The organism is Candidatus Stygibacter australis (genome assembly GCA_030765845.1).
GTDB classification, from domain to species: domain Bacteria; phylum Cloacimonadota; class Cloacimonadia; order Cloacimonadales; family TCS61; genus Stygibacter; species Stygibacter australis.
The window spans coordinates 1-20,915 of the sequence record JAVCDJ010000028.1 but is presented as its reverse complement, the minus strand read 5'-3'; the positions used below and the strand labels follow the sequence as shown (position 1 = coordinate 20,915).

28 protein-coding genes and 1 pseudogene are annotated in these 20,915 nt (G+C 37.8%); 14 read left to right on the top strand and 15 right to left on the bottom strand.

From position 1 onward, the window contains the following. The first annotated feature begins 1 nt into the window (after window position 1). From atpB to RAO94_01405, 10 genes are read left to right on the top strand one after another with little or no spacing between them, the layout of a single operon-like run. Window positions 2-1,285 carry a F0F1 ATP synthase subunit A gene (gene atpB / locus RAO94_01450; protein MDP8320993.1) on the top strand — a complete coding sequence of 428 codons (1,284 nt, stop codon included), beginning with the start codon at window positions 2-4 and terminating at the stop codon, window positions 1,283-1,285. 19 nt (window positions 1,286-1,304) lie between these two features. Next, a complete protein-coding gene (gene atpE / locus RAO94_01445; GenBank protein ID MDP8320992.1) occupies window positions 1,305-2,054 on the top strand; it encodes an ATP synthase F0 subunit C in 750 nt (249 codons plus the stop codon). A gap of 25 nt (window positions 2,055-2,079) precedes the next feature. Then, window positions 2,080-2,316 (top strand): ATP synthase F0 subunit C, encoded by a 237-nt coding sequence (gene atpE, locus RAO94_01440; GenBank protein ID MDP8320991.1) that lies wholly within the window; start codon window positions 2,080-2,082, stop codon window positions 2,314-2,316. Window positions 2,317-2,357: 41 nt separating this feature from the next. Next, on the top strand, window positions 2,358-2,834 hold the full coding sequence (atpF, locus tag RAO94_01435; GenBank protein MDP8320990.1) for a F0F1 ATP synthase subunit B: 477 nt from the start codon (window positions 2,358-2,360) through the stop codon (window positions 2,832-2,834). Next, window positions 2,835-3,380 (top strand): F0F1 ATP synthase subunit delta, encoded by a 546-nt coding sequence (locus RAO94_01430; protein MDP8320989.1) that lies wholly within the window; start codon window positions 2,835-2,837, stop codon window positions 3,378-3,380. 11 nt (window positions 3,381-3,391) lie between these two features. Beyond that, the gene (atpA, locus tag RAO94_01425; protein MDP8320988.1) at window positions 3,392-4,891 is read left to right on the top strand and encodes a F0F1 ATP synthase subunit alpha; all 1,500 of its coding nucleotides are present in this window, start codon (window positions 3,392-3,394) and stop codon (window positions 4,889-4,891) included. Between the two features lie 8 nt (window positions 4,892-4,899). Continuing rightward, window positions 4,900-5,757, top strand: coding sequence for an ATP synthase F1 subunit gamma (gene atpG, locus RAO94_01420; GenBank protein ID MDP8320987.1), 858 nt, complete (start codon window positions 4,900-4,902; stop codon window positions 5,755-5,757). A 14-nt stretch (window positions 5,758-5,771) separates the two neighbouring features. Beyond that, the gene (gene atpD / locus RAO94_01415; GenBank protein ID MDP8320986.1) at window positions 5,772-7,163 is read left to right on the top strand and encodes a F0F1 ATP synthase subunit beta; all 1,392 of its coding nucleotides are present in this window, start codon (window positions 5,772-5,774) and stop codon (window positions 7,161-7,163) included. A gap of 1 nt (window position 7,164) precedes the next feature. Further along, window positions 7,165-7,557, top strand: coding sequence for a F0F1 ATP synthase subunit epsilon (locus RAO94_01410; protein ID MDP8320985.1), 393 nt, complete (start codon window positions 7,165-7,167; stop codon window positions 7,555-7,557). A 21-nt stretch (window positions 7,558-7,578) separates the two neighbouring features. Beyond that, on the top strand, window positions 7,579-8,670 hold the full coding sequence (locus tag RAO94_01405; GenBank protein ID MDP8320984.1) for a putative glycoside hydrolase: 1,092 nt from the start codon (window positions 7,579-7,581) through the stop codon (window positions 8,668-8,670). Between the two features lie 20 nt (window positions 8,671-8,690). Here RAO94_01405 and RAO94_01400 read toward each other — a convergent pair whose 3' ends face one another. Both RAO94_01400 and RAO94_01395 read right to left on the bottom strand, forming a co-directional pair. Beyond that, window positions 8,691-9,149 carry a 23S rRNA (pseudouridine(1915)-N(3))-methyltransferase RlmH gene (locus tag RAO94_01400; GenBank protein MDP8320983.1) on the bottom strand — a complete coding sequence of 153 codons (459 nt, stop codon included), beginning with the start codon at window positions 9,147-9,149 and terminating at the stop codon, window positions 8,691-8,693. Then, window positions 9,139-10,044 (bottom strand): phosphate acyltransferase, encoded by a 906-nt coding sequence (locus tag RAO94_01395; GenBank protein ID MDP8320982.1) that lies wholly within the window; start codon window positions 10,042-10,044, stop codon window positions 9,139-9,141. Before RAO94_01395 ends, RAO94_01400 begins: the two co-directional genes overlap by 11 nt. A gap of 613 nt (window positions 10,045-10,657) precedes the next feature. Here RAO94_01395 and RAO94_01390 point away from each other — a divergent pair. The 4 genes from RAO94_01390 (at window position 10,658) to RAO94_01375 (ending at window position 13,231) form a co-directional block, all read left to right on the top strand. Then, entirely contained in the window at window positions 10,658-11,326 is a 669-nt protein-coding gene (locus tag RAO94_01390; protein MDP8320981.1) for a gamma-glutamyl-gamma-aminobutyrate hydrolase family protein, read from the top strand. Between the two features lie 39 nt (window positions 11,327-11,365). Continuing rightward, a complete protein-coding gene (locus RAO94_01385; GenBank protein MDP8320980.1) occupies window positions 11,366-12,343 on the top strand; it encodes a porin family protein in 978 nt (325 codons plus the stop codon). A 107-nt stretch (window positions 12,344-12,450) separates the two neighbouring features. Beyond that, window positions 12,451-13,011, top strand: a complete 561-nt coding sequence (gene efp, locus RAO94_01380; GenBank protein ID MDP8320979.1) for an elongation factor P — start codon at window positions 12,451-12,453, stop codon at window positions 13,009-13,011. A 16-nt stretch (window positions 13,012-13,027) separates the two neighbouring features. Next, on the top strand, window positions 13,028-13,231 hold the full coding sequence (locus tag RAO94_01375) for a hypothetical protein (GenBank protein MDP8320978.1): 204 nt from the start codon (window positions 13,028-13,030) through the stop codon (window positions 13,229-13,231). A 67-nt stretch (window positions 13,232-13,298) separates the two neighbouring features. Here RAO94_01375 and RAO94_01370 read toward each other — a convergent pair whose 3' ends face one another. The 13 genes and pseudogenes from RAO94_01370 to RAO94_01310 form a co-directional block, all read right to left on the bottom strand. After that, window positions 13,299-13,934: a hypothetical protein gene (locus tag RAO94_01370; GenBank protein ID MDP8320977.1), complete on the bottom strand. Its 636-nt coding sequence runs from the start codon at window positions 13,932-13,934 to the stop codon at window positions 13,299-13,301. 48 nt (window positions 13,935-13,982) lie between these two features. After that, the gene (rplS, locus tag RAO94_01365) at window positions 13,983-14,330 is read right to left on the bottom strand and encodes a 50S ribosomal protein L19 (protein ID MDP8320976.1); all 348 of its coding nucleotides are present in this window, start codon (window positions 14,328-14,330) and stop codon (window positions 13,983-13,985) included. 10 nt (window positions 14,331-14,340) lie between these two features. After that, complete coding sequence (locus RAO94_01360; protein MDP8320975.1) at window positions 14,341-14,907, bottom strand: RNA methyltransferase; 567 nt, start codon at window positions 14,905-14,907, stop codon at window positions 14,341-14,343. Then, window positions 14,900-15,577 carry a tRNA (guanosine(37)-N1)-methyltransferase TrmD gene (gene trmD / locus RAO94_01355; protein ID MDP8320974.1) on the bottom strand — a complete coding sequence of 226 codons (678 nt, stop codon included), beginning with the start codon at window positions 15,575-15,577 and terminating at the stop codon, window positions 14,900-14,902. Before trmD ends, RAO94_01360 begins: the two co-directional genes overlap by 8 nt. After that, window positions 15,574-16,089 carry a hypothetical protein gene (locus tag RAO94_01350; GenBank protein ID MDP8320973.1) on the bottom strand — a complete coding sequence of 172 codons (516 nt, stop codon included), beginning with the start codon at window positions 16,087-16,089 and terminating at the stop codon, window positions 15,574-15,576. Before RAO94_01350 ends, trmD begins: the two co-directional genes overlap by 4 nt. After that, on the bottom strand, window positions 16,089-16,319 hold the full coding sequence (locus RAO94_01345) for a KH domain-containing protein (protein MDP8320972.1): 231 nt from the start codon (window positions 16,317-16,319) through the stop codon (window positions 16,089-16,091). The genes RAO94_01350 and RAO94_01345 overlap by 1 nt, the downstream gene beginning before the upstream one ends. A 143-nt stretch (window positions 16,320-16,462) precedes the next feature. Beyond that, a pseudogene (rpsP, locus tag RAO94_01340) lies at window positions 16,463-16,687 on the bottom strand (30S ribosomal protein S16). A gap of 72 nt (window positions 16,688-16,759) precedes the next feature. Next, window positions 16,760-18,085, bottom strand: a complete 1,326-nt coding sequence (gene ffh, locus RAO94_01335) for a signal recognition particle protein (GenBank protein MDP8320971.1) — start codon at window positions 18,083-18,085, stop codon at window positions 16,760-16,762. A gap of 8 nt (window positions 18,086-18,093) precedes the next feature. Beyond that, complete coding sequence (gene rpe / locus RAO94_01330) at window positions 18,094-18,738, bottom strand: ribulose-phosphate 3-epimerase (protein MDP8320970.1); 645 nt, start codon at window positions 18,736-18,738, stop codon at window positions 18,094-18,096. 51 nt (window positions 18,739-18,789) lie between these two features. Beyond that, window positions 18,790-19,077: a DUF721 domain-containing protein gene (locus RAO94_01325; protein ID MDP8320969.1), complete on the bottom strand. Its 288-nt coding sequence runs from the start codon at window positions 19,075-19,077 to the stop codon at window positions 18,790-18,792. Window positions 19,078-19,079: 2 nt separating this feature from the next. Beyond that, window positions 19,080-19,649, bottom strand: coding sequence for a hypothetical protein (locus tag RAO94_01320; protein ID MDP8320968.1), 570 nt, complete (start codon window positions 19,647-19,649; stop codon window positions 19,080-19,082). Between the two features lie 12 nt (window positions 19,650-19,661). Further along, window positions 19,662-20,108, bottom strand: coding sequence for a 50S ribosomal protein L9 (gene rplI, locus RAO94_01315; GenBank protein ID MDP8320967.1), 447 nt, complete (start codon window positions 20,106-20,108; stop codon window positions 19,662-19,664). A 28-nt stretch (window positions 20,109-20,136) separates the two neighbouring features. Continuing rightward, the coding region (locus RAO94_01310) for a DUF2232 domain-containing protein (protein ID MDP8320966.1) at window positions 20,137-20,915 on the bottom strand (779 nt) is incomplete at its 5' end.

Here is a 20,915-nt window from a genome sequence, read left to right as displayed (position 1 = left end):
AATGGCTAAAAAGAAGGGAAACCTGAGATGGGTTTTTCTCATTTTTATAGTAATTGAAGTTGCTTTAGTGCTGATAAGTTCTGGATTTAAAAAAGAATTAGAGATCGGTATTGATTCAGGAAAGCTGGTAATCAGAAATAAAGCGAGTCACTATGATCTTCAGGATAAAATTACTGAGGATTTCCAACGTGACGAGTTTTTGATCAAAAATACCCGGCTTCATTTATATGAAATTCCTGATTTCCAGAAATTCACTGAGTACCTTGCAAGTGACAATCCTGTTATGTCTAAAGCTTTTAGCGTTTTTAATACTGGCATAAAAAATCATTTGAGAGACTCTGATACAACCTGGAATGCCAGCATAAAAACTGAATTGATTAATGAATTAAATAAAAAGGTGATCAGCAATCCAAAATTTTACGAAGCAGGATTTAAGGGTTATATCAAAGAGCATACTACCGAAACAGAGTATTATCTTTCTGAATTAAAGAAAAAAACTCCTGGTTTGACACCACTGGATATTTCCCGCTTAAATCGACTTGTAATTGAAGGCATTATTCCTGAAACCATTTTATCCAGACAAGAGCATTTACCTAGAATTTACGGCAGCTACAAGGCATATCAGATATGCAGGTCATTATTTGGAGAAACTTCTGCTTTGGGCGCTTTTTATCTTATAAGAATGTTACTGATTGTCGATATAATATTCCTTTTATTAATAATCTTCCTGAAAAAGAGTCTTTCCGGTAAACCCTCTAAGGGACAATTGATCATGGAAATGATCTATAAAACCTTTGAGGATTTCGTTTCTGACACTCTCGGTCAGGATAGATTAAATTTCACACCCTATATTGTTACAATATTTTTATTTATCTGGATTTGCAATATGGTGGGATTGATACCTATTCCCGGGTTTATGGAACCAACCAGAAATATCAATGTCCCTCTGGGAATGGGAATTATAGTTATTTTAGTAGTTCATTTCACTGCGATCAGAGTAAAAGGATTATGGGGTCATTTTGAACACTATCTTAATCCCATAAAAAACCCCCTGGCTGCCTTAGACATTGTGAGTGAATTTTCCAAGGTAATTTCAATTTCGTTCAGATTATTTGGTAATATCCTGGGAGGAGCCATAATCATCGTTGTTGTTTCTTCCTTAGTGAGTTATATAGTATTACCTGTGGGTCTTAATTTATTCTTTGGAATATTTGTTGGAACTGTGCAGGCATTTGTTTTTACCATGCTGGCACTGACATATATCGGTGTAGAAATTGCGGAGTAACTAAGATATGATTTTTACAATGGAAACGATTCAAATAGCTGCCTTTCTGGGAGCTGCACTCAGCGTAGGCATAGCCTCTATAACTTGCGGGATCGGTGTCGGATATATCGCCAGCGCTGCTTCTTATGGTATTATGAGACAACCAGATTCACATGATAAATTATTTAGAGCAATGTTCATAGGACAGGCAGTTACAGAGACAGGTGGAATTTTCTCCCTGGTTATAGCCCTTTTGCTTATGTTTGGTGGATTTGATGTTGTTGAAGGTGGCTGGTTCAGATTTTCTGCCTTATTATCAGCAGGAATTGCCGTGGGAATTGGTTCTCTGGGACCAGTTACCGGAGCAGGATACGCTGGGGGACAGGCATGTCATGCTATAAGTAGAATGCCTCGGCAATCAAATTCCATTCTTGGATATATGCTGATCGGTCAGGCCTTAGCTCAGACTTCCAGTATATTTGCTCTGCTTGTTAGCCTATTATTATTATATTCTACACCATTACAGGACAGTATCCCCAATCTTAGTGCGGGACATATCCTTTTGAGATCAGTAGCATACTTAGGTGCCGGACTGGCAATTGGTATTGGAACTATTGGACCTGGTGCTGGTATCGGTAATGTGGCAGGAAAGGGCTGCAGAATGGTGGGCAAATTCCCGGGTCAAAAATCACATATTATGAGAACTATGTTCCTGGGTGCTGCAGTATCACAATCAACTGCTATCTATGCGCTGGTAGTATCATTTTTATTAATTTTTTCGGTGAAATAGAAATAAAATATAAACGGAGGAAACTATGGATCAATTAGCAAGAGCCGCTGCTCTTTTAGGTGCAGGTATCGCTATGGGAATAGGAGCACTGGGTCCTGGTATCGGTGAAGGTTTTGTGGCAGGAAAAGCCTGTGAAGGTATTGCCAGAGCCCCCGAACACGCCAGCTTGATAACCAGAACAATGCTTGTAGGTCAGGCTGTATCAGAATCTACGGGAATTTATTCTCTGGTAATCGCATTACTGCTCATCTTCTCAACCTGATTTGTGTATTGTATTAAAATAGCGTAACTAAGGAAGTTAGCATGATCAGTATTGATTATTCGATGATAATCGTAATTCTGAATTTTATTCTTCTGCTGATAGTTCTTAATAAACTGCTTTTCAAGCCTTTGAAGCAGTATTTGACAGAAAGACAGAAAAGTGTCCAGCAGGAAATAGATCAGGCAAAAGATAAGCATAAATCTGCCGATGAATTACTGCAACAGAGAGATGAAGAGCTCAAAAAATCTTCTGAAGATATCAGACAGCTTACTCATAAAGCAAAGAAGGAAGCTGAGCTGAAAGCAGACGACATCTTATTGGAAGCCAAAGAAAGAAAAAAGCATATAATGCAGGAAACTGAAGAGCAATTGACTCATAAGCAGAAAGTAGCTCAGCAGCAGATAGAGCAGGATATTGCTGTTTTAGTGTCTGATCTAACAGCTAAATTGCTCAATAAAAAAGTCGATAATAAGCATGATAAGGAATTGATTGAGGCGATCATCAAAGAAGGTGAATAGTTGAATGACTTATTAATTATCAAGAAATATGCTAAATCAGTTGCAGAAGTTATAGAGCATGAAGAATATCACATCTGCCTGAACGATGCTGAAAACTTGAAAGCACTCTTTATTGAGCAACCGGAACTAATTGAAATATTAAAAACCAGCCTTGTTAGTAAGGAGCAAAAAACTCTTCTCATCCGAGAGGTTATTGATAATCTGCATTTTAGTGAGATGTGGGAAAAGCTGTTTTTTCTGCTGATCCATCACAACCGATTCCATAAGATAGTAAATATTCTCAAAGAATTAGAGAATGAAGTCTATAAAAAGCAGAATGCTCTGGTAGTAAGTTTGAAGCTGGCACACAAGCAGGATAAATCCACTACTGATAAGATAATAGCTTATTTAGAGGGGATCTATAAAAAAGAAGTAATTGCTGATATCGAGTATGATCCAGAGCTGCTGGGTGGTTTTTATGCAGAATCTGAAACTATGATCGTGGATGGATCACTCAAGAATAATTTAAAAATCTTTGTAACAAAAAAACAACCAAAACAGGTATAAATGAGGTTAAGATGAAAATCCAACCTGATGAAATAAGCTCGATAATTAAGGAAAAGATAAGTTCTTTTAAATTCGAGATTGACATCGCTGAGACAGGAAAAGTTATCCAGGTGGGTGACGGTATTGCCCAGGTGCATGGTTTAAATAATGTGATGACCAGTGAAATGCTGGAATTCCCTAATGGCGTTATGGGCATGGCACTTAATCTGGAAGAAACCAATGTGGGCTGCATTCTTTTTGGTGAAACCAGTAAAGTTAAGGAAGGGGATATTGTCCGCAGAACTAATAAGATTTTGCAGATCCCCGTAGGAGAAGCCCTCCTGGGAAGAGTCGTGAATGCTTTAGGAGAACCTATTGATGGCAAGGGTGATATCGTATCAGAAATCAGTCAGCCTATTGAACGAAAGGCACTGGGAGTTATCCAGCGTCAGCCGGTAAAAGAAGCACTGCAGACTGGAATTAAAGCTATTGATTCCATGATCCCTATAGGCAGAGGTCAGCGTGAATTGATCATTGGTGACCGTCAAACCGGTAAAACAGCAATTGCTATAGATACTATTATAAACCAGAGAGATAGCGATGTTTACTGCATTTATGTTGCTATTGGACAAAAGAAATCATCAGTAGCAAAGATAGTAAAGAAATTGCAGGAAAATAATGCCATGGAATACACTATTGTGGTTAGTACTTCAGCTTCTGATCCGGCCTCTATGAATTACATCGCGCCATATTCAGGCTGCACAATTGGTGAATATTTCAGAGATAAGGGCAAGCACGCCTTGATCATTTATGATGACCTTTCCAAGCATGCTGTGGCATATAGAGAAATATCTCTGCTGCTGCGCAGACCTCCAGGAAGAGAAGCATATCCAGGTGATGTATTTTATCTGCATTCACGCCTGCTGGAAAGAGCTTCCAAGCTGAATGATGAATTAGGTGGCGGTTCCTTAACTGCCTTGCCGATCATAGAAACACAGGCGGAAGATATTTCTGCTTATATTCCTACTAATGTGATCTCAATTACTGACGGACAGATATATTTGAGCAGTAAATTATTCCATTCAGGTCAAAGACCAGCCATTAATGCAGGACTTTCTGTATCTCGAGTGGGTGGTAGTGCTCAAATCAAAGCAATGCGAGCAGTAGTAAAGCAATTACGTCTTGATCTGGCACAATTCACAGAATTGCAGGCATTTGCCAAGTTTGGCAGTGATCTTGATAAGGCAACAATGGCTCAGTTAAGGCGTGGTGAAAGACTTCAGGAAATTCTCAAACAGGGACAGTATCAACCAATTGACGTTTCAAAGCAGGTATTTATTATCTTTATGGCAAATCAGGGATATCTGGATGATATTGATTTAAGCAAAATTAACCATTTGGAAGAGGACCTCTTCACTACTCTTGACCTGCAGCATAAAGATTTCTTGAAAGAACTCATCAAAAGTACTATTACAGAAGAGATGACGGAAAAGATGAAAGAAATCTGTGAAAATATTAAAGCGAAATTTTAGGTTGCGCAATGGGTAATATCCGTGATATAAAAAGTAGAATTGACAGTATAAGAAATACACGTCAAATCACTAATGCAATGAAGATGGTTGCAGCTGCTAAATTACGTAAGGCCCAAAATGGCATCATTAAAGCCAGGCCTTATGCTGATAATATTAATCGAATGCTGGCAACCGTTAAATATAAGACCCAAGAGACTGATCAAAGGATATTCAAACAACCAAAACCTGATGCTAAAACAGCATTAGTTGTGGTCACTGCTGATCGAGGACTTTGCGGATCCTTTAATTCATTTGTGATCAAAGCAGCTGTCCAGTATTTAAAAGATCATCCTAAAACAGACCTTTTCTGTATAGGTAAAAAGGGCACTGATATTTTTAAAAAGAGAGATGTTAAAATGCTGAAGTCTTATACTGGCCTCTTTAATGAGATGAATTTCAGTGTTTCAACTGAGATAGCCAGTGATCTCAAACAGCAGTTTTTTCAGAAAGAATACGATCAGGTAGAAGTGATTTATAATGAATTCAAAAGTATTATGCAGCAGAATGTGATCCACAAACAGGTACTGCCAATCCCAGATAGTGAAGAATTGGAAGGCGTATCGCTGCTTGACTTTATATATGAACCTGGTGAAGAAGAAGTGATCGAGGAATTAACAAATAAGTATATTAATGTGGAAATCTGGCGTATCCTGCTGGAATCTTCTGCTGCGGAACAGGGAGCTAGAATGACCGCTATGGATAGTGCCACAGATAATGCCACTGACCTGATACAATCACTTACTTTGCAATACAATATGGTCCGTCAGGCTGCTATAACAAATGAAATTATTGAGATTGCTTCTGGTGCAGAAGCCCAAAATCAATGATAAGGGGAAAATAAATGAAAAACGGAAGATTATTGCAGATAATAGGTCCCACAGTAGATGTGGAATTTCCACAGGGACATCTGCCGGCGATCTATAATGCTTTAATGATAAAAAGAGACGACGATTCTGAACTGATCTTGGAAGTACAGTTACATCTGGGAGAGAATAGAGTCAGATGTGTTGCCATGGATTCTACAGATGGACTGGTAAGAAATCAGGAAGTGATCGATACTGGTAAATCAATTGAAGTTCCTGTTGGTGAAAAAGTATTAGGCAGAATGCTGAATGTGGTTGGTAAAGCCATTGATGGTAAACCGGAACCCGATACTGATATAAGATTACCTATTCACAGACAGGCTCCAGCCTATGAAGACCTTTCTACTGATGATGAAATTCTGGTTACCGGGATCAAGGTTATTGATCTTATTGAACCCTATTCCAAGGGTGGTAAAATTGGTCTTTTTGGCGGTGCTGGTGTTGGTAAAACTGTAATTATCCAGGAATTGATCCGTAATATTGCTGTTGAGCAGAGTGGATACTCAGTTTTTGCCGGTGTGGGTGAGAGAACCAGAGAGGGAAATGACCTTTATCTGGAAATGATCCAGTCGGGTGTGATTGAAAAGACAGCTTTGGTGTTTGGACAAATGAATGAACCTCCAGGAGCCCGTCAACGTATAGGTTTAACTGGTTTGACAATTGCCGAATACTTCCGTGACGTATCCAAGAAAGATGTACTCTTATTTATTGATAATATATTCCGTTTTACTCAAGCAGGTTCAGAAGTTTCAGCATTATTGGGAAGAATGCCTTCAGCGGTTGGATATCAGCCCACATTAGCCTCAGAAATGGGCGAACTCCAGGAAAGAATAACTTCTACCAAGGATGGATCAATAACGTCTATTCAGGCTGTTTATGTGCCTGCTGATGATTATACTGATCCTGCTCCAGCTACCACATTCTCTCATCTGGATGCCACTACAGCACTTTCCCGTAAAATCGTGGAACTGGGTATTTATCCTGCTGTTGATCCTCTGGATAGTACCAGTAGGATTCTTGATCCTAAGATCATCGGTGATGAGCATTATAATGTTGCACGTGAAACACAAAGAATAATTCAGAAATATCGTGAACTTCAGGATATTATTGCTATTATGGGTATGGATGAATTATCAGAAGAGGATAAACTGACCGTAAACCGCGCACGTAAGCTGGAAAGATTCTTCTCACAACCCTTCTTTGTAGCTGAAGAATTCACTAATACTCCTGGTGTATATGTGCCTTTAAATGAAACAATAGACGGATTTAAGGCAATAATATCAGGAGACTGTGATAAATGGCCAGAACAGGCTTTTCTTTATGCTGGAAATCTGGAATCTGCTGAAAAGAAAGCCAAAAAAATGAAATAATATGGAAAAGTTAAAATTAATAATAATCCAACCTCAAAAAATAGTGCTGGAAACAGAATTTGATGACATCATTATCCCCGGCAAAGACGGGGATTTTGGCGTGTTTTATGGTCACACTCCCTTTATTTCTGTGATCAGACCTGGAGTGATGGAAATTTATAATGATAAAGAAGTAACAAAATATGCTCTTCATGATGGTTATGTAACTGTGGAGAATAATGTAGTAACCATACTTTGTGAATTAATTGAAAGAGCCGAAGAAGTTGATAAAACAAGGGCAGAAGCTGCCAAAGAAAGAGCTGAGAAAAGAATAAAAAGCAATCAAAGCGATATAGATTTCCGCCGAGCAGAAAATGCTCTCAAGAAAGCAGTTGCCAGAATTACAATTAGTTAATTTCTCTCTCTATACTGATAAATGATGAAATTAATATCCCTCTGTTTCTTACTACTTTTTACTCTGAATATATTTGGCTCAAATACAGATTCTGAATTTAGACAAGGTATGTATCTGCGCACAGATATTGTTGCTGGAGCTAATTTTGACACCCTTCTAACCATTGCCGCGCAATCAGGTATCAATAATGTTGTCTTCGATATAAAAGACATGAAAGGCAAATTATATGTTAAAATAAATGACTGCCCTACGTTACTCAATAAGCCAGGGGATTTAATAGTAAACCTTCCTGAGTTAGTAAGTAAAATCCATGCTGCAGATATGATGGCTACTGCCAGGATCGTAGCTTTTCATAATAACCGGGCTGCCAAAGTTGATTCTTCATTCTGTCCAAAAGATAGTCTTGGGAATAGATGGATAGAAATTCCATCCAAAGGTCCTCAATGGCTTGATCCATCTCTGGTTGATGTACAAAATGATTTATTTAAGCTTATGGATGTTGTAATAAAAGCAGGTGTTGATGAAATTCAATTTGACTATATTAGATTTCCAACTCAAGGAAATGTATCTAAAGCAATCTTTGAATTTCAGCGGGAAAATGATCGTCAGTTATTCCTGGACAGCACTTATGTAGCAAAATCGAAGATGGATATCATAGAGGATTTCCTTAGGAAAGTGGATAAGCGATATAAGGGTAACAAGGTACATTTCACTGCCGATATTTTTGCCATTGTGAGTTGGCAGAATCAGCGTGATATTGAAGCGACCGGACAGGATATACGCCGAATGTCAAAGTATCTTGATGTCATTCACCCTATGATCTATTCTTCACATTTTGATAACGGTTTCGGTTATAGACAAGATGTTCACAATGAACCTTATGACATAATTTTTAAAGGCATTAAACGAACTACGAGTAAATTAACTCCAGGATGTGAAGTAGTACCATATATTCAGGCTAATAATTGGCTGGTCATTTATAAAAAGGAATATATTGCTGCTCAGGTTGCTGCCTGTCGAGAAGCTGGAGCCGCCGGATATCTCCTATGGAATGCTACTCTCAATTATCAAACTACTTTAGGTTGGCTGACTGAACTCAATACAAATCAATAGGTTTCACGTGAAACATCAAGTTATTTGTGATATTGTCCACCCTGCAAAATATTTAAAGCCCTGTAAATCTGTTCAAATAATAATAGTCTGATCATTTGATGCGTAAAAGTAAATCTTGAAAAACTTAAGACAAAATCCGCCCTGGTTAATATCGATTTGTCCAAGCCATGCACACCACCAATACAAAATACAAGATCTCGTCTCATTTGCTTTTCCAGAAATTCAGAAAATGCTTTGGATGAAAGCATTTTTCCCCTTTCATCCAAAGCAATTAATATATCATTGGGTTTTATATTCCTTAATAATAATTCAGCTTCTTTGAATTTTAATTCTTCTTCAGTAGATTTTTTTGTTTTTATATCAGGCAATTCTATTAGCTTTACAGCAGTATAACGGCTTAATCTCTTTTGAAATTCATCTATCCCCTGTATCAGATAGTCCTGCTTTGTTTTACCAATAGCCAGAATACTAACAGACACCGCAGGTAATGATCCCTAGAGCCATAGTCAGCATCTTAATTTCAGCGCTATCCGCTCTTGATGCGATCAGTACGGGGACTTTTGCTCCTAATACTACATGAGCCACCCTGTACTTGCAATAATAGGTGATACTTTTACCGAAAATATTACCTGCCTCAATGTTGGGTACAATTAAAATATCAGCATCTCCAGCAACTTCAGAATCAATACCCTTGATCTGTGCAGCTTCTCTGGAAATGGCATTATCAAAAGCAAGGGGTCCATCAACAATACAACCTTTGATCTGACCACGTTTGTTCATTACATTAAGTATCGCTGCATCCACAGTTGACTGATTTTTTAAACTTACCATTTCACTATGGGTAAGAATTGCTACCCGTGGTAATTTGTTTCCCAGAGCATGTGCAACCTGAACACAATTTGCAATTATGGAAAGTTTATCAGTAATATCCGGCAGAGGAATAAATCCGCCATCACCCATCAGCATGATTTTATCTGGAGTTTCATAGGCAAGTACATCACTCATTATCTTATTTGTCCTCAGTCCCTTATCTTTATCAAGGATTGCTTTCAATAAAGTTCCTGAATCGCACAAACCCTTCATGATCAAATCCGCTCTTTGCTCATGAACCAGCCTTACTGAAGTTTCCGCTGCGGCATTCAAATCTTCCCCACAGTCAATAACTTCATATTCAGAAGCAGTCTCTGGTACTTTTTCCTGGAGATAGTTCTTGATGATATTCAGTTCTCCTACCAGGATACATTTAGCCAGCTTAAGATCATATGCCATAATTGCAGCATCCATTGCAGAAGCAGTATGAGCAGCAGCGATCACAATCGTTTTTAAAGGACTGCTTTTCACTCTATCCAGCATCTCATCAAAATTTTGGATCATGTTTCCCCCATATTAATTTTTTTTTTTCATTATTTTTGCCTTTTCAGTACGGTCAAGATATTTATTTTATACAGGGTCTTAAGCACTATTAAGAAAGATGATTGAATTAATTTAGGCACTCATTACTTCTGATATAATTATCTCAATTAATCAACCAGATGATCTTCATGTTGAATCTATATATTTCTATCTTATCCAGCTCGTTTACTCATAATGGTTAAATTTCACAATTAAACTGTCCCTTATCATAATACGTTCTTTCTGAATCAAACTGTTTCTACTAAGTTTTCCATTAATTTTAACTAAATATTATGTAAACTTGTTATAATATGGTTTATATCATATCATTAGAATCTCTTAAGCTTGTCTAATGTCAATAAGTAGCTATCAGATGGAACAACAAAGCACATAGTGACATTTTTTTGTTAGATTGTGCTTTGTTGTTACACCTGTTTGCCGTTTCATATTCTGTTTTTGGTGAGTTGTTATAAGATTATTTTGTTTAATTTGAGATAGATTTATAGATCGTATAGGACTTATAGGACTTATAAGAGGAATAGTAAGAGCTTGACCAATAAAAGTAGTATGATAAAGGTGAAACTGGAGGACTTAGATGATTTTAATTTTGAATACTATAACTAATGAGGAATATCGGCAGCGATTCGAAAGCTGTGTGAGAGATTATATATATCCTGATCTACCCGTAAGGGATTTGAATCTGAGTGCTGAAACAGGCAATCTGCAAGACTATAGTCATCTATTAATCAGTGGTTCGGGTTTATCAACCGTAAATGGTAGCGAGTGGGAGTCGAGATTTTTTGAAGTAATAAGTCATTTTGTAGATAATCATAAAGCGATATTAGGCATCTGCTATGGGCATCAGTTATTGGCCAAGTATCTGGAAGGTCCATCCTGCGTGCGCAGATCGCCTAACCCGCAGTTTGGGTTCAGGCGCATCATTACAAGCTCTAATGAGCTTTTTAGAGACATTCAGAGTGTATACAGCATGGTGGCACATTTTGATGAAGTAACAAATCTGGGTAAAGCTTTTGAAATAATTGCAGAAGATGATGAAGGTGTAATCCAGGGCTTTCAGTATCGTGATAGCCGGATATGGGGACTTCAATTTCATCCTGAATATGATTATTTTAATGGATTGGCATCCTGGGAGCGCAAGATCAGAAATAATCCTGAATGGATCAGATATTATAAGAATACCGTACCTTCATTTATGTCAGCACTTAATAACAAAGTAATTTTTGAAAATTTCATTAAATTATAAAAGAATTAATTTATAAAGTAGAAGAGTGTTAATACGCAGATGAACATTAAATTATTAGGGATATTTATAGCTGTAATACTGACTATGAATATGCTTGCCCAGGAAGAGGATAAAATGATCAATCTTCCAGGTAAATATGATGTAAATGACATACCAGGAGAGAGTTTTTATCTGAATGACAGGTTGATGGATGCTCCAAGCGGCAGGGAATTCAAGCAAAAAAAAGAGTTCTATAAATGGCTGGCAAGCCGGTTTTTAAGCGATGAACTATTTTCTTATGGGATCAAGCTTAGCTGGAATAATATTAAATCTATGCGCAGAAGGGTTGATGGATTGCATTCAGCGGTTGAGGGAGAGCAATTAAATGATGATCTGGAAACTTTCATGGGTTCGCTATTTGGATTCAGAGGTGGCTGGTTTTTGTCCTGGCGGTTGACTGAGCACTTGGGCTTTCAGCCAGAAATTAACTATAAAGTCAATAACAGCAGCAAAGACTGGAAAAATATACTTAAAGTCGACTTGGGGATATCTAAGATCAATAACAAACTTTCAATAGATTATCATTTGCATTACCTGGAGGTTCCTCTGGTATTAAAGTATAAACTGAAGGTATCCAAGAACTTACGGCATCATATTTCATTGGGAATAGCAGTAAATATCTACCTGCAGGGAACCTCAAAATGGAGTTATTGGGAAAATGCATCGTATTATGAGTCGCCTATGGAAACCTCAGGCAAAATAGACCTTGATGAATTAAATAGATTTTCATTTAATTTGATATCAGGTGCGGGTCTGGAAGGAAGAAGGTTCATACTCGATTTGAATTATATATATGGCATTACAAGTATCAATGCACCGCATTTCAGTAATGAAATATTTATATCAGGTAACATGCTTGAGGATTTTCTACGGAAATCCTGGGAATATAAGCAGCATAATTTGACCTTTACCCTGGGCTACAAATTTTCTGGAAGCAAACATCAGACAGAACACAAGCGTTTAAGAAGATATCGCTAAGGGTATATTTGAATAATTTGCTTGCCAGATATAGAGTTAAAAATTTTATTGCTTTTTTAGGAAAAAATTGAGTTAAAGTTAATTGTAAGAAGGAAAAAGGAGTGCTGATGGCAACTACATCAGATATCAGAAACGGAATGATCATCGATTTTAAAAATGGTCTTTATGAGATAGTTGAATTTCAGCATGTAAAGCCAGGTAAAGGTGCAGCTTTTGTACGCACAAAGCTGAAAAATATCAGAACTGGTAAAGTTATAGATAATACATTTCGGACAAGTGAGAAGCTGGACGAAGTTCGGGTGGAAAAGCACAAGAAGGAATATTTATATTTTGATGGTACTTTTTACGTATTTATGGACAGCACCACTTATGAGCAATTGAATGTACCCCCTGAAACGATAGGGAATGCAGAAAAATTTTTAGTAGATAATATGGAAGTAGCGATGAAGCTTGGACCGACAGGCGAGATTTTAGGCATCGAGTTACCGATAGTGGTGGAGCAGGCCATTGAGGAATGCGAGCCCAATGTGAGGGGTAATTCGGCTTCCGTAAGTGGCAAGAAAGCGACGACCGACCGTGGTTTAGACCTGACAGTCCCCTTTTTCATAGAAGTGGGCGATAAGGTACGTATAGACACCAGGACGGGAGAATACATAGAAAGAGTATAACTCAAGGAGTAATAATATGGCAAAGGGAAGATCATTTGCAGCCAAACTGGCGCATGAGTTAAGTACAGAAGGGAAAGTAATGTGTCCCAAGTGTAATACAGAGATCAAGAAAGTGAAGCTGATCAGGAACCGGGCTTCCAAAGCAGGTACCTGGATGCCTCGTTATGAATTTATTAAAGTTTGCAAATGTAATGAAGAAGATTTATTTCAGGGCAAATAAAGCAATAGCTTAAAAAAAAATCCCTCTGCTAATGTAGAGGGATTTTTTTATATCTGATATAATTTTATTATAATTTTTGCTTGTAGATATTCATATCCACGGCAGTAATGAGATCTACGAGAAACTGACGATTAGTTTTTGAAAGAATTGAATAATCCAAAGCGAAGCAATAAAGCAAATGATAAACAAAATGTCTATTATGAGTACCCAGATAATTTTGAGATATCTTTTGAGATTCCGAGATGATGTTTTCCTCTTTCATTATCTCAGTTTTATAGGAAATAAGCTGTTGACTTAATTTAACGAGTCTTTGCTCAAGATATTTGGAATTCTGTTTATCCAGGTCATTATCGATATTTTCTTTAACTTTAATTCTTTCCGGTTGCATTTCTTCCATAATTTTTCGGATAGTAATTTCTCTTTGATCAGGATCAAGGTCTTGTGACTGCTGGATCATTTTTCTGAGAGTTGATATCTCCATTGTGAGAGCCAAAAGATATTCACTGAAATCTTCAGCCCCTTCAATATATCCTTTCATATTCTCAGCGGTTTTATTAAAAGCAATAATGAGATCTATAGAATCAACCAGCTTAAGATCAAGATCATCAAGGTAGGAAATATTTAACTTATTCTGCTGATCAGAAACAGCGTATAGGGAAGAGGTGATGATCAGTATCAATGTGAGTATGGCAATAATTTTCATTTATAACTCCAGGATAAAAAAAAGGGAGCTGACGCTCCCTAATATGGATTAATAGCGTTTCTTTTCCTTCACACGAGCAGCTTTACCTTTCACTCTTCTGAGATAGAAAAGTTTTGCACGTCTAACGCGACCAAATCTGATCACTTCAATTTTGCTTACGTGTGGGGAATGAAAGGGGAAAACCCTTTCTACAGCAACGCCATTGCTTATCTTACGCACCGTAAATGATTGAGAGACTTTTTCACCTCTTCTTTGCATCACGATACCTTGGAAAACCTGAATTCTTTCTTTTGAGCCTTCTTTGATTAGATAGTGAACCTTGATAGTATCACCGACTCGGAATTCGGGGTGATCAGTTCTCAGCTGATCAGCAGTAGCTTCATGAATAATATTCATGTTACCTCCTTTATTTTTCGGAAGTCAAACGGTCCAGGATAATAGCAGCAGCACTTCTCACCGAGAGGTGATTATATTGACCAGAACCATAAACAGGTTTCAAAATCAGGTCACACTCGGACAATATTGATTGAGCCAAGCCATTCCCGGTACCAAAAAGCAGTAAAACGGGAGATGAGCCTGCTAAGTAATTTTTACAGAAATCACCATAATTGATCTGGTCATTTCTTTCAATAGCGGTTGTGCCGACGACTACTGGATCGTTGCTTTCCTGTTTTTGTATATACTTAATCACGTCATCAAAAGTATCAGCATGTCTGACAATATTTAAAGCCTGAGAGCGGAAAGCATTGTAATTACTTGCAGCTTCAGTCTGCCAGAATTTCATAATTCTGCTGATCATCTCTTTCTGACTGGAAAGCGGAGTGACAATAAAGAAATTCTTAACCTCAAAAGTAAGGCAGGATCGAGATATATCGTGAATATCCAGGTTGGTGATTGAGGTAGTGATAATATCACCAAATTTATTAATTACTGGATGATGTATCAAAGCCAGATAGATATTAGGTTTATTCATCGATTAAATCTGGTCTGATCTTTTTTGTAAGTTCCCAGGCTTTATCCTGTCTCCACTGAGAGATTTTTTTATGATCTCCACTGGTAAGAACATCGGGAACAGTCATCTGATTGAACACAGCAGGTCTTGTATATTGGGGGCAACCCAGTAATCCGTCCTGATGTGAATCCGTAAGAGCAGATTCCATATCACCCAGCACTTCATCCTGCAACCTCGCTACGGCATCTATAAAGACCATGGCTGGAAGTTCTCCGCCTGTGAGTACATAATCACCTATAGAGAATTCTTCGGTTACATATGCGTCTCTAACCCGTTGATCAATACCTTTATAATGTCCACAGATGATGATAAGCTGTTCAGTCTGGCAAAGCCGGTTCACGTCAGTTTGTTTGAGCAAAGGTGCCTGTGGTGTAAAGAAAATAACAGGGCGCTTATTCTGCTGAAACTTTAATGCTTGCAGTGCCTGATAGACCGGTTCTGGTTTCAACACCATACCAGCACCACCCCCATAGGGATAATCATCCACCTGGTTATAATTTCCAATACCAAAATCCCTGAGTTGAGTGAATCTCACTTCAACAGCTTTGGCTTTGATAGCTCGATTAACGATGCTGCTTTGCAGAAATGAGGAAAACATTTCAGGAAAGAGAGTGATGACATCAATAATCATAGTTCAAGAAGTTCCTTAACGTTTTTTGCCATGATAAGATGATTTGATTTGTCAATGGAGATAATATATCTATCCACAATAGGTATCATAATTTCTTTCTGATCAGTAGTATTCACGACCAGAGTATTATGAGCACCATTGTAGAATGACTCCACTACCTGTCCTATAGTGAGGTTATCGACCATCACTGTCATACCAGTGAGAAAATCATCATCATTCTGATATTGGGAAGATTTGACCAAAGATTTCGGGAGACAGTATTGCACAGATTTACAAGCAATCACTTCTTCAATAACATCACTTTCCTTAATCTTGATCCAAAAGAATTTATCCTGACGAATATCTTCTATTGTCACATAACGCACTCTATGATCTGTAAAGACCAAAAAAATATCTTTAATATCGAGAAAATAAGTATGGAAATTCCAATTAGGCTGAAATCTGAGGAAGCCCTCAGGGGCACGATTGGAATTTCCTAATTTACCTATTTGAACAAGGTCATCAAATGTCATTACTCGATAATTTCGAGAACAGCACGCTTTCCTTGTCTTGCAGAAACGGCGTTGAGGATGGTACGAATAGCACCAGCGGTGCGTCCTTTTTTACCAATGATCTTACCGATATCTGCTTTATCTGCTCTAAGTTCGAAGATTGTCACTTTATCTCCGGCTACTTCAGTAACTTCGATAGTAGCTGGATCGTCTACCAGAGCTTTCACGACAAATTCGATCAGTTCTTTCATTAGATATCTCCTTCAGTTTCAGCGGCAATTTCAGTTTCAACAGTAACAGGTACTATTTCTTCTACAATTTCATCCACAATTTCAGTTTCTTGATCAGTTTTTGCTGTAAAGCGCAGGTTATGCCATTTTTCCATTACACCTGCTTTTCTGAAAAGAGAACGGACAGTGTCAGAAGGTTGAGCACCAACACCTAACCAATATATAACCCGGTCAGCTTCAACCTTGAGTGTAAGTGGATCTGTCTTGGGATCATAATATCCCACACATTCCAGGTACTTTCCATCTCTTTTCTTTCTTGAGTCAACAGCAACAATACGATAGAAGGGCTTATCTACAGTGCCCATTCTTTTCAGTCTCAGTTTTACCATTCACACTCCTTTATTTACATTTCCAGAATATTAAGGAAATTTTTTTTAAGTCTTAATCTCGTCAAGTAAAAATTAAAAAGGCAACATACCACTTTTCATAAACTTAGGGCTGCTAAATTTTTTCATCATCTTCTTCATTTGCTCAAATTGCTTAAGCAGGCGATTCACATGTTGTACTGTAGTTCCACTGCCGTTGGCAATGCGTAATCTTCTGCTGCCGTTTATCAGGGCTGGTTTATCTCTCTCACGAGGAGTCATCGAGAGGATAATTGCTTCAATTTTCCCCATTTCATTATCATCAACTTTAATGTTTTTCATGGCATTATTATTCATTCCGGGCAGCATACCCAGAAGCTGATCCATGGGACCCATTTTTTTAATTTGAGCTAACTGGTTGAGAAAATCAGTTAAATTGAACTGATTTTTCTTCATTTTATCAGCTAATTTAAGGGCTTCTTCTTCATCAATGGCTGTTTCAGCCTTTTCTATGAGAGATAACACATCTCCCATACCAAGAATACGATCAGCCATCCGCTTGGGATAGAATTCTTCCAGATCACTGACCTTTTCTCCTGCTCCAATAAAAACAACTGGTTTCCCAGTAACTGCTTTTATGGAAAGAGCTGCTCCACCTCTGGCATCACTATCCATTTTGGTGAGGATCACTCCATCAAATTCCAGTTGCTGATTGAACTCTCGAGCGATATTAACAGCATCCTGTCCGGTCATTGCGTCAGCCACAAAAAAGATATAATCTGGCTGGATAGCCTGTTTCAGGTCTCTAAGCTCTTTCATAAGCACTTGATCGATATGAAGTCTTCCGGCAGTATCAAAGATCATGAGATTATGATTATCGTTTTCGGCCTGTTTCAAGGCTTTCTTGGCAATTTTAACAACATTTTTGGTATCTATGGTGAAAGTGGGGATATCCAGTTGTTTTCCTAAAACAGTTAATTGCTCAATAGCTGCAGGACGATAAACATCACAAGCCACAAGAGTGGGTTCTATACCTTTGAACTTTTTTCTGCCGAGATTTGCAAGCTTAGCAGCTGTTGTGGTTTTACCAGAACCCTGCAAACCAACCATCATAATTTTATTGATCTTATTGTCATTAAGAGTAAATTTAAAATTCTCAGTACCCATCAGATGTATCAATTGCTCGTGAACAATCTTCACAACTTGGTGACCAGGAGTGAGACTTTTCATAACTTCCTGTCCCACTGCCTTTTCAGAAACCTGAGCAACAAAGTTTTTTACTATTTTAAAATTAACATCAGCTTCCAGTAAAGCCCGTCTTATTTCGCGCATTGCATCTTTGATGTTATCTTCATTGAGTTTTCCTTTACCTTTCAGTTTTCGGAAAATCACATCAAATCTTTCCTGGAGACTATTAAACATATATTATCCTATAGATTTTTAAGCAGGTTAATGGGGATAGATGGATCTTCCGAGTCGAATATATATGACCCGGCAACCAGAATATCTGCCCCTGCTTTCTTTAGTTCAGCAGCATTTATATGATTAACTCCACCATCAACTTCAATTAACAGATCTGGATTCAATTGTTCAGCTTTATTCCTAAGTTCAGAGATTTTTCTTAGAACCAGGGGAAGGAATTTTTGACCTCCAAACCCAGGATTTACGCTCATAATGAGCACAAAATCAAGATGCTCGATGATTGGGAATATAGTAGAAACCGGGGTAGAGGGATTTAAGGCAATCCCGGCTTTGATTCCATAATCCTTGATCATTTGAATATAGCGATGCAGGTGATATACTGTTTCCTGATGAATAGAAATGAAATCCACTCCGATTTCAGCCAGAAGCGGAATATAGCTTTCAGGATTTGTGATCATTAAATGAGCATCCAGTGGAATATCAAAATTTTGTCTGAGCTTTTTGATCAAGGGGTATCCAAATGTAAGATTGGGAACAAAATGCCCATCCATAACATCAAGATGTAATATGTCTGCTCCAGCTTTGATCACCTTTTTGAGCTCACGCTCAAGATTGAGGAAATCAGCCGAGAGTATTGAAGGAGCTATTTTCATAAGAATACCATATTTTTTGCCGGAGATAATATTATCCCCGGCATAATTTACCTAAGTTTTAACGAAAAAGATAATATCCTGAATATCTAAACCATATTTTTTCCGGTATTTAGCCCGGATCTTATGCTTGTACAGAATCATTTCCTGTAACCAGATATTATTGGATACAGTAACTTTCAGGACATTATTTTCATATTTAACAGGTTTTGCTTTTTCAGCAACAGATTTACCAACTATTTTCTTCCATCCCATCAGAATAGTGGTATAATCTTTGTTGTCTTCTCCGGCAATTCTGATAATCAGATCATATAGAAAATCACCGGTAGCCCGAAAAGCCATAACTATGATTTTTTACCGACTAAAGAAAATCCCCACCAGGCGAAAACCGCAATAGCAACAGTGCACCAGTAAGCTGTACCCAATGCATCATAGGGTCTATTGAAATACTGCAAAAAGAAATATATAGCAGCTATCGCCGGAATCGCAGCCAAAGCAACGAGGATGAGATAACCCGCAAGACGAAGTTTAGTATTTTCCCCTGCCCGATTAATTATTCTTATTGCCAGAAGTGCTAAAAAAATCATTACAGCAGTAAATGCTATAATGATAATATAGGTAGAGGGTGCGAGATTGATCTTGGCAAAAACAAACCAGGGCATTAATAAGGCGATAACTAATATAACACCACCTATAATTCTGGGAAAAATACTATTCTTTTCCGCTACTTTCTTTTGATCATGCTTCTGCTTGGATACAAAGTAATATACCCCAGCAAAAACGAGAAGGAAAAAAAGCATATACAGGGGAACACCCTGAGCAGGTTTACTGGTAGCAAAGCCTATGGATGAAAAAGCTAAAAGCAGAACAAGCCAGCCTATAACATTCACTACCTTATTGAGGATCTTCTTCACTATAACCTCCAGTTATTGGTCTTTTTCTACTACAACTTTCAGAGAAGAATTAATATCTCCAGGGAAAGAAATTGCAACCTGGAATTCACCAATACTTTTCAGGTGATTTTCCATTTTGATATTAGACCTATGAACTTCAAGACCTTTTTCTGCTAAAACATCAGCAATGTCGTTTTCAGAAACTGAGCCAAATAAATGTTCTTGTTCATCGGCTTTTCTTTTAAATGTGAGAATGACATCAGCCACTTGAGCAGCTATAGCTTTATATTTGTTCTCCAGTTCCAGGCGAGCCAATTCAGCATCTTTGCGAATGGCTTCCACTTTTGAGAGATTATAGGTATTTGCTACAATGGCAATACCTCTGGGAAGCAGATAATTACGCGCAAAGCCGTCAGCGACTTTGATAACGTCACCCGCCTGTCCCTTTTTGTTTATATCTTGTTTTAATATTACTTTCATCTATACCTCCAGATATGAATATTTTTTTTTACATCGACTTCAATTTTTGCTGATGCTTTTGCCGGAATTGTAACCAGAGATCAGCAATACCAAGCAAAATCAGTAAGAGAATAAGAATATAATTCAGTAATATAACTGAAATTATTAAGAAAAGCACAAATCGATTGCTGGTTGTTGTAAATTTCCAGAAATAAAAGGAAACTGCAATACCCTGAATCAAGAAACATGGCAATATTATGAGTAAAAGATTTGCTCCTGTTGTTCTCGTTGCAGGTATCAAAAAGAAAAGCATAGCTGAAATAAGCAGATAAGCAGACCAGTATGGCAGAGCAAATGCAGCATGATTCCAGTTAGTTTTTGTTCTGGCAGAAAGCCAGAGTGAGCCCAGATAAAGAGCAAAGAAAATCACCATAAACCAGATAGCTGTTCCGTGATTATGAAAAAATGTGACACTGGTTTGGGTAGATTGTTCCGCCAGGGTTAAGAACTCTGGATTGTCCTTGAACATCTCTTTCATCATTTCCAGACTTTGATAACTACTTTCACTGATTTGATCATTTATGAACTGCCCATACAGCAATTGTCTGACAAATCCATATAAGACACCATTTCCTGAGCTATACATAAAAGCTGTGTGGTAATTGTGAGTACTTTTAAGATAATAAAAAAATATCAGGGCAGTAAGACCAATTCCCCACACAGTATCCATCAAAGCAAGTGATGTCTTTCCCGCAGCAATCAAAAATACCGATAGCAGTGATGAAACTGCAAAGGTTGCAAAATAGGCAATATTCTGTTTTTGATAAT

What these genes read in the sequence shown, in the direction of transcription:
- RAO94_01390 (MDP8320981.1), top strand. Translation starts at nt 10,658, where the DNA reads ATGATTTTAATTTTGAATACTATAACTAATGAGGAATATCGGCAGCGA.
- RAO94_01395 (MDP8320982.1), bottom strand. Translation starts at nt 10,044, where the DNA reads ATGATCCAAAATTTTGATGAGATGCTGGATAGAGTGAAAAGCAGTCCT.
- rplS (MDP8320976.1), bottom strand. Translation starts at nt 14,330, where the DNA reads ATGAATATTATTCATGAAGCTACTGCTGATCAGCTGAGAACTGATCAC.
- RAO94_01370 (MDP8320977.1), bottom strand. Translation starts at nt 13,934, where the DNA reads ATGAAAATTATTGCCATACTCACATTGATACTGATCATCACCTCTTCC.
- RAO94_01405 (MDP8320984.1), top strand. Translation starts at nt 7,579, where the DNA reads ATGATGAAATTAATATCCCTCTGTTTCTTACTACTTTTTACTCTGAAT.
- RAO94_01325 (MDP8320969.1), bottom strand. Translation starts at nt 19,077, where the DNA reads ATGGCTTTTCGGGCTACCGGTGATTTTCTATATGATCTGATTATCAGA.
- atpG (MDP8320987.1), top strand. Translation starts at nt 4,900, where the DNA reads ATGGGTAATATCCGTGATATAAAAAGTAGAATTGACAGTATAAGAAAT.
- RAO94_01375 (MDP8320978.1), top strand. Translation starts at nt 13,028, where the DNA reads ATGGCAAAGGGAAGATCATTTGCAGCCAAACTGGCGCATGAGTTAAGT.
- atpF (MDP8320990.1), top strand. Translation starts at nt 2,358, where the DNA reads ATGATCAGTATTGATTATTCGATGATAATCGTAATTCTGAATTTTATT.
- RAO94_01345 (MDP8320972.1), bottom strand. Translation starts at nt 16,319, where the DNA reads ATGAAAGAACTGATCGAATTTGTCGTGAAAGCTCTGGTAGACGATCCA.
- atpE (MDP8320992.1), top strand. Translation starts at nt 1,305, where the DNA reads ATGGAAACGATTCAAATAGCTGCCTTTCTGGGAGCTGCACTCAGCGTA.
- trmD (MDP8320974.1), bottom strand. Translation starts at nt 15,577, where the DNA reads ATGATTATTGATGTCATCACTCTCTTTCCTGAAATGTTTTCCTCATTT.
- RAO94_01385 (MDP8320980.1), top strand. Translation starts at nt 11,366, where the DNA reads ATGAACATTAAATTATTAGGGATATTTATAGCTGTAATACTGACTATG.
- efp (MDP8320979.1), top strand. Translation starts at nt 12,451, where the DNA reads ATGGCAACTACATCAGATATCAGAAACGGAATGATCATCGATTTTAAA.
- atpD (MDP8320986.1), top strand. Translation starts at nt 5,772, where the DNA reads ATGAAAAACGGAAGATTATTGCAGATAATAGGTCCCACAGTAGATGTG.
- atpE (MDP8320991.1), top strand. Translation starts at nt 2,080, where the DNA reads ATGGATCAATTAGCAAGAGCCGCTGCTCTTTTAGGTGCAGGTATCGCT.
- atpB (MDP8320993.1), top strand. Translation starts at nt 2, where the DNA reads ATGGCTAAAAAGAAGGGAAACCTGAGATGGGTTTTTCTCATTTTTATA.
- ffh (MDP8320971.1), bottom strand. Translation starts at nt 18,085, where the DNA reads ATGTTTAATAGTCTCCAGGAAAGATTTGATGTGATTTTCCGAAAACTG.
- rplI (MDP8320967.1), bottom strand. Translation starts at nt 20,108, where the DNA reads ATGAAAGTAATATTAAAACAAGATATAAACAAAAAGGGACAGGCGGGT.
- RAO94_01360 (MDP8320975.1), bottom strand. Translation starts at nt 14,907, where the DNA reads ATGAATAAACCTAATATCTATCTGGCTTTGATACATCATCCAGTAATT.
- RAO94_01350 (MDP8320973.1), bottom strand. Translation starts at nt 16,089, where the DNA reads ATGACATTTGATGACCTTGTTCAAATAGGTAAATTAGGAAATTCCAAT.
- rpe (MDP8320970.1), bottom strand. Translation starts at nt 18,738, where the DNA reads ATGAAAATAGCTCCTTCAATACTCTCGGCTGATTTCCTCAATCTTGAG.
- RAO94_01410 (MDP8320985.1), top strand. Translation starts at nt 7,165, where the DNA reads ATGGAAAAGTTAAAATTAATAATAATCCAACCTCAAAAAATAGTGCTG.
- atpA (MDP8320988.1), top strand. Translation starts at nt 3,392, where the DNA reads ATGAAAATCCAACCTGATGAAATAAGCTCGATAATTAAGGAAAAGATA.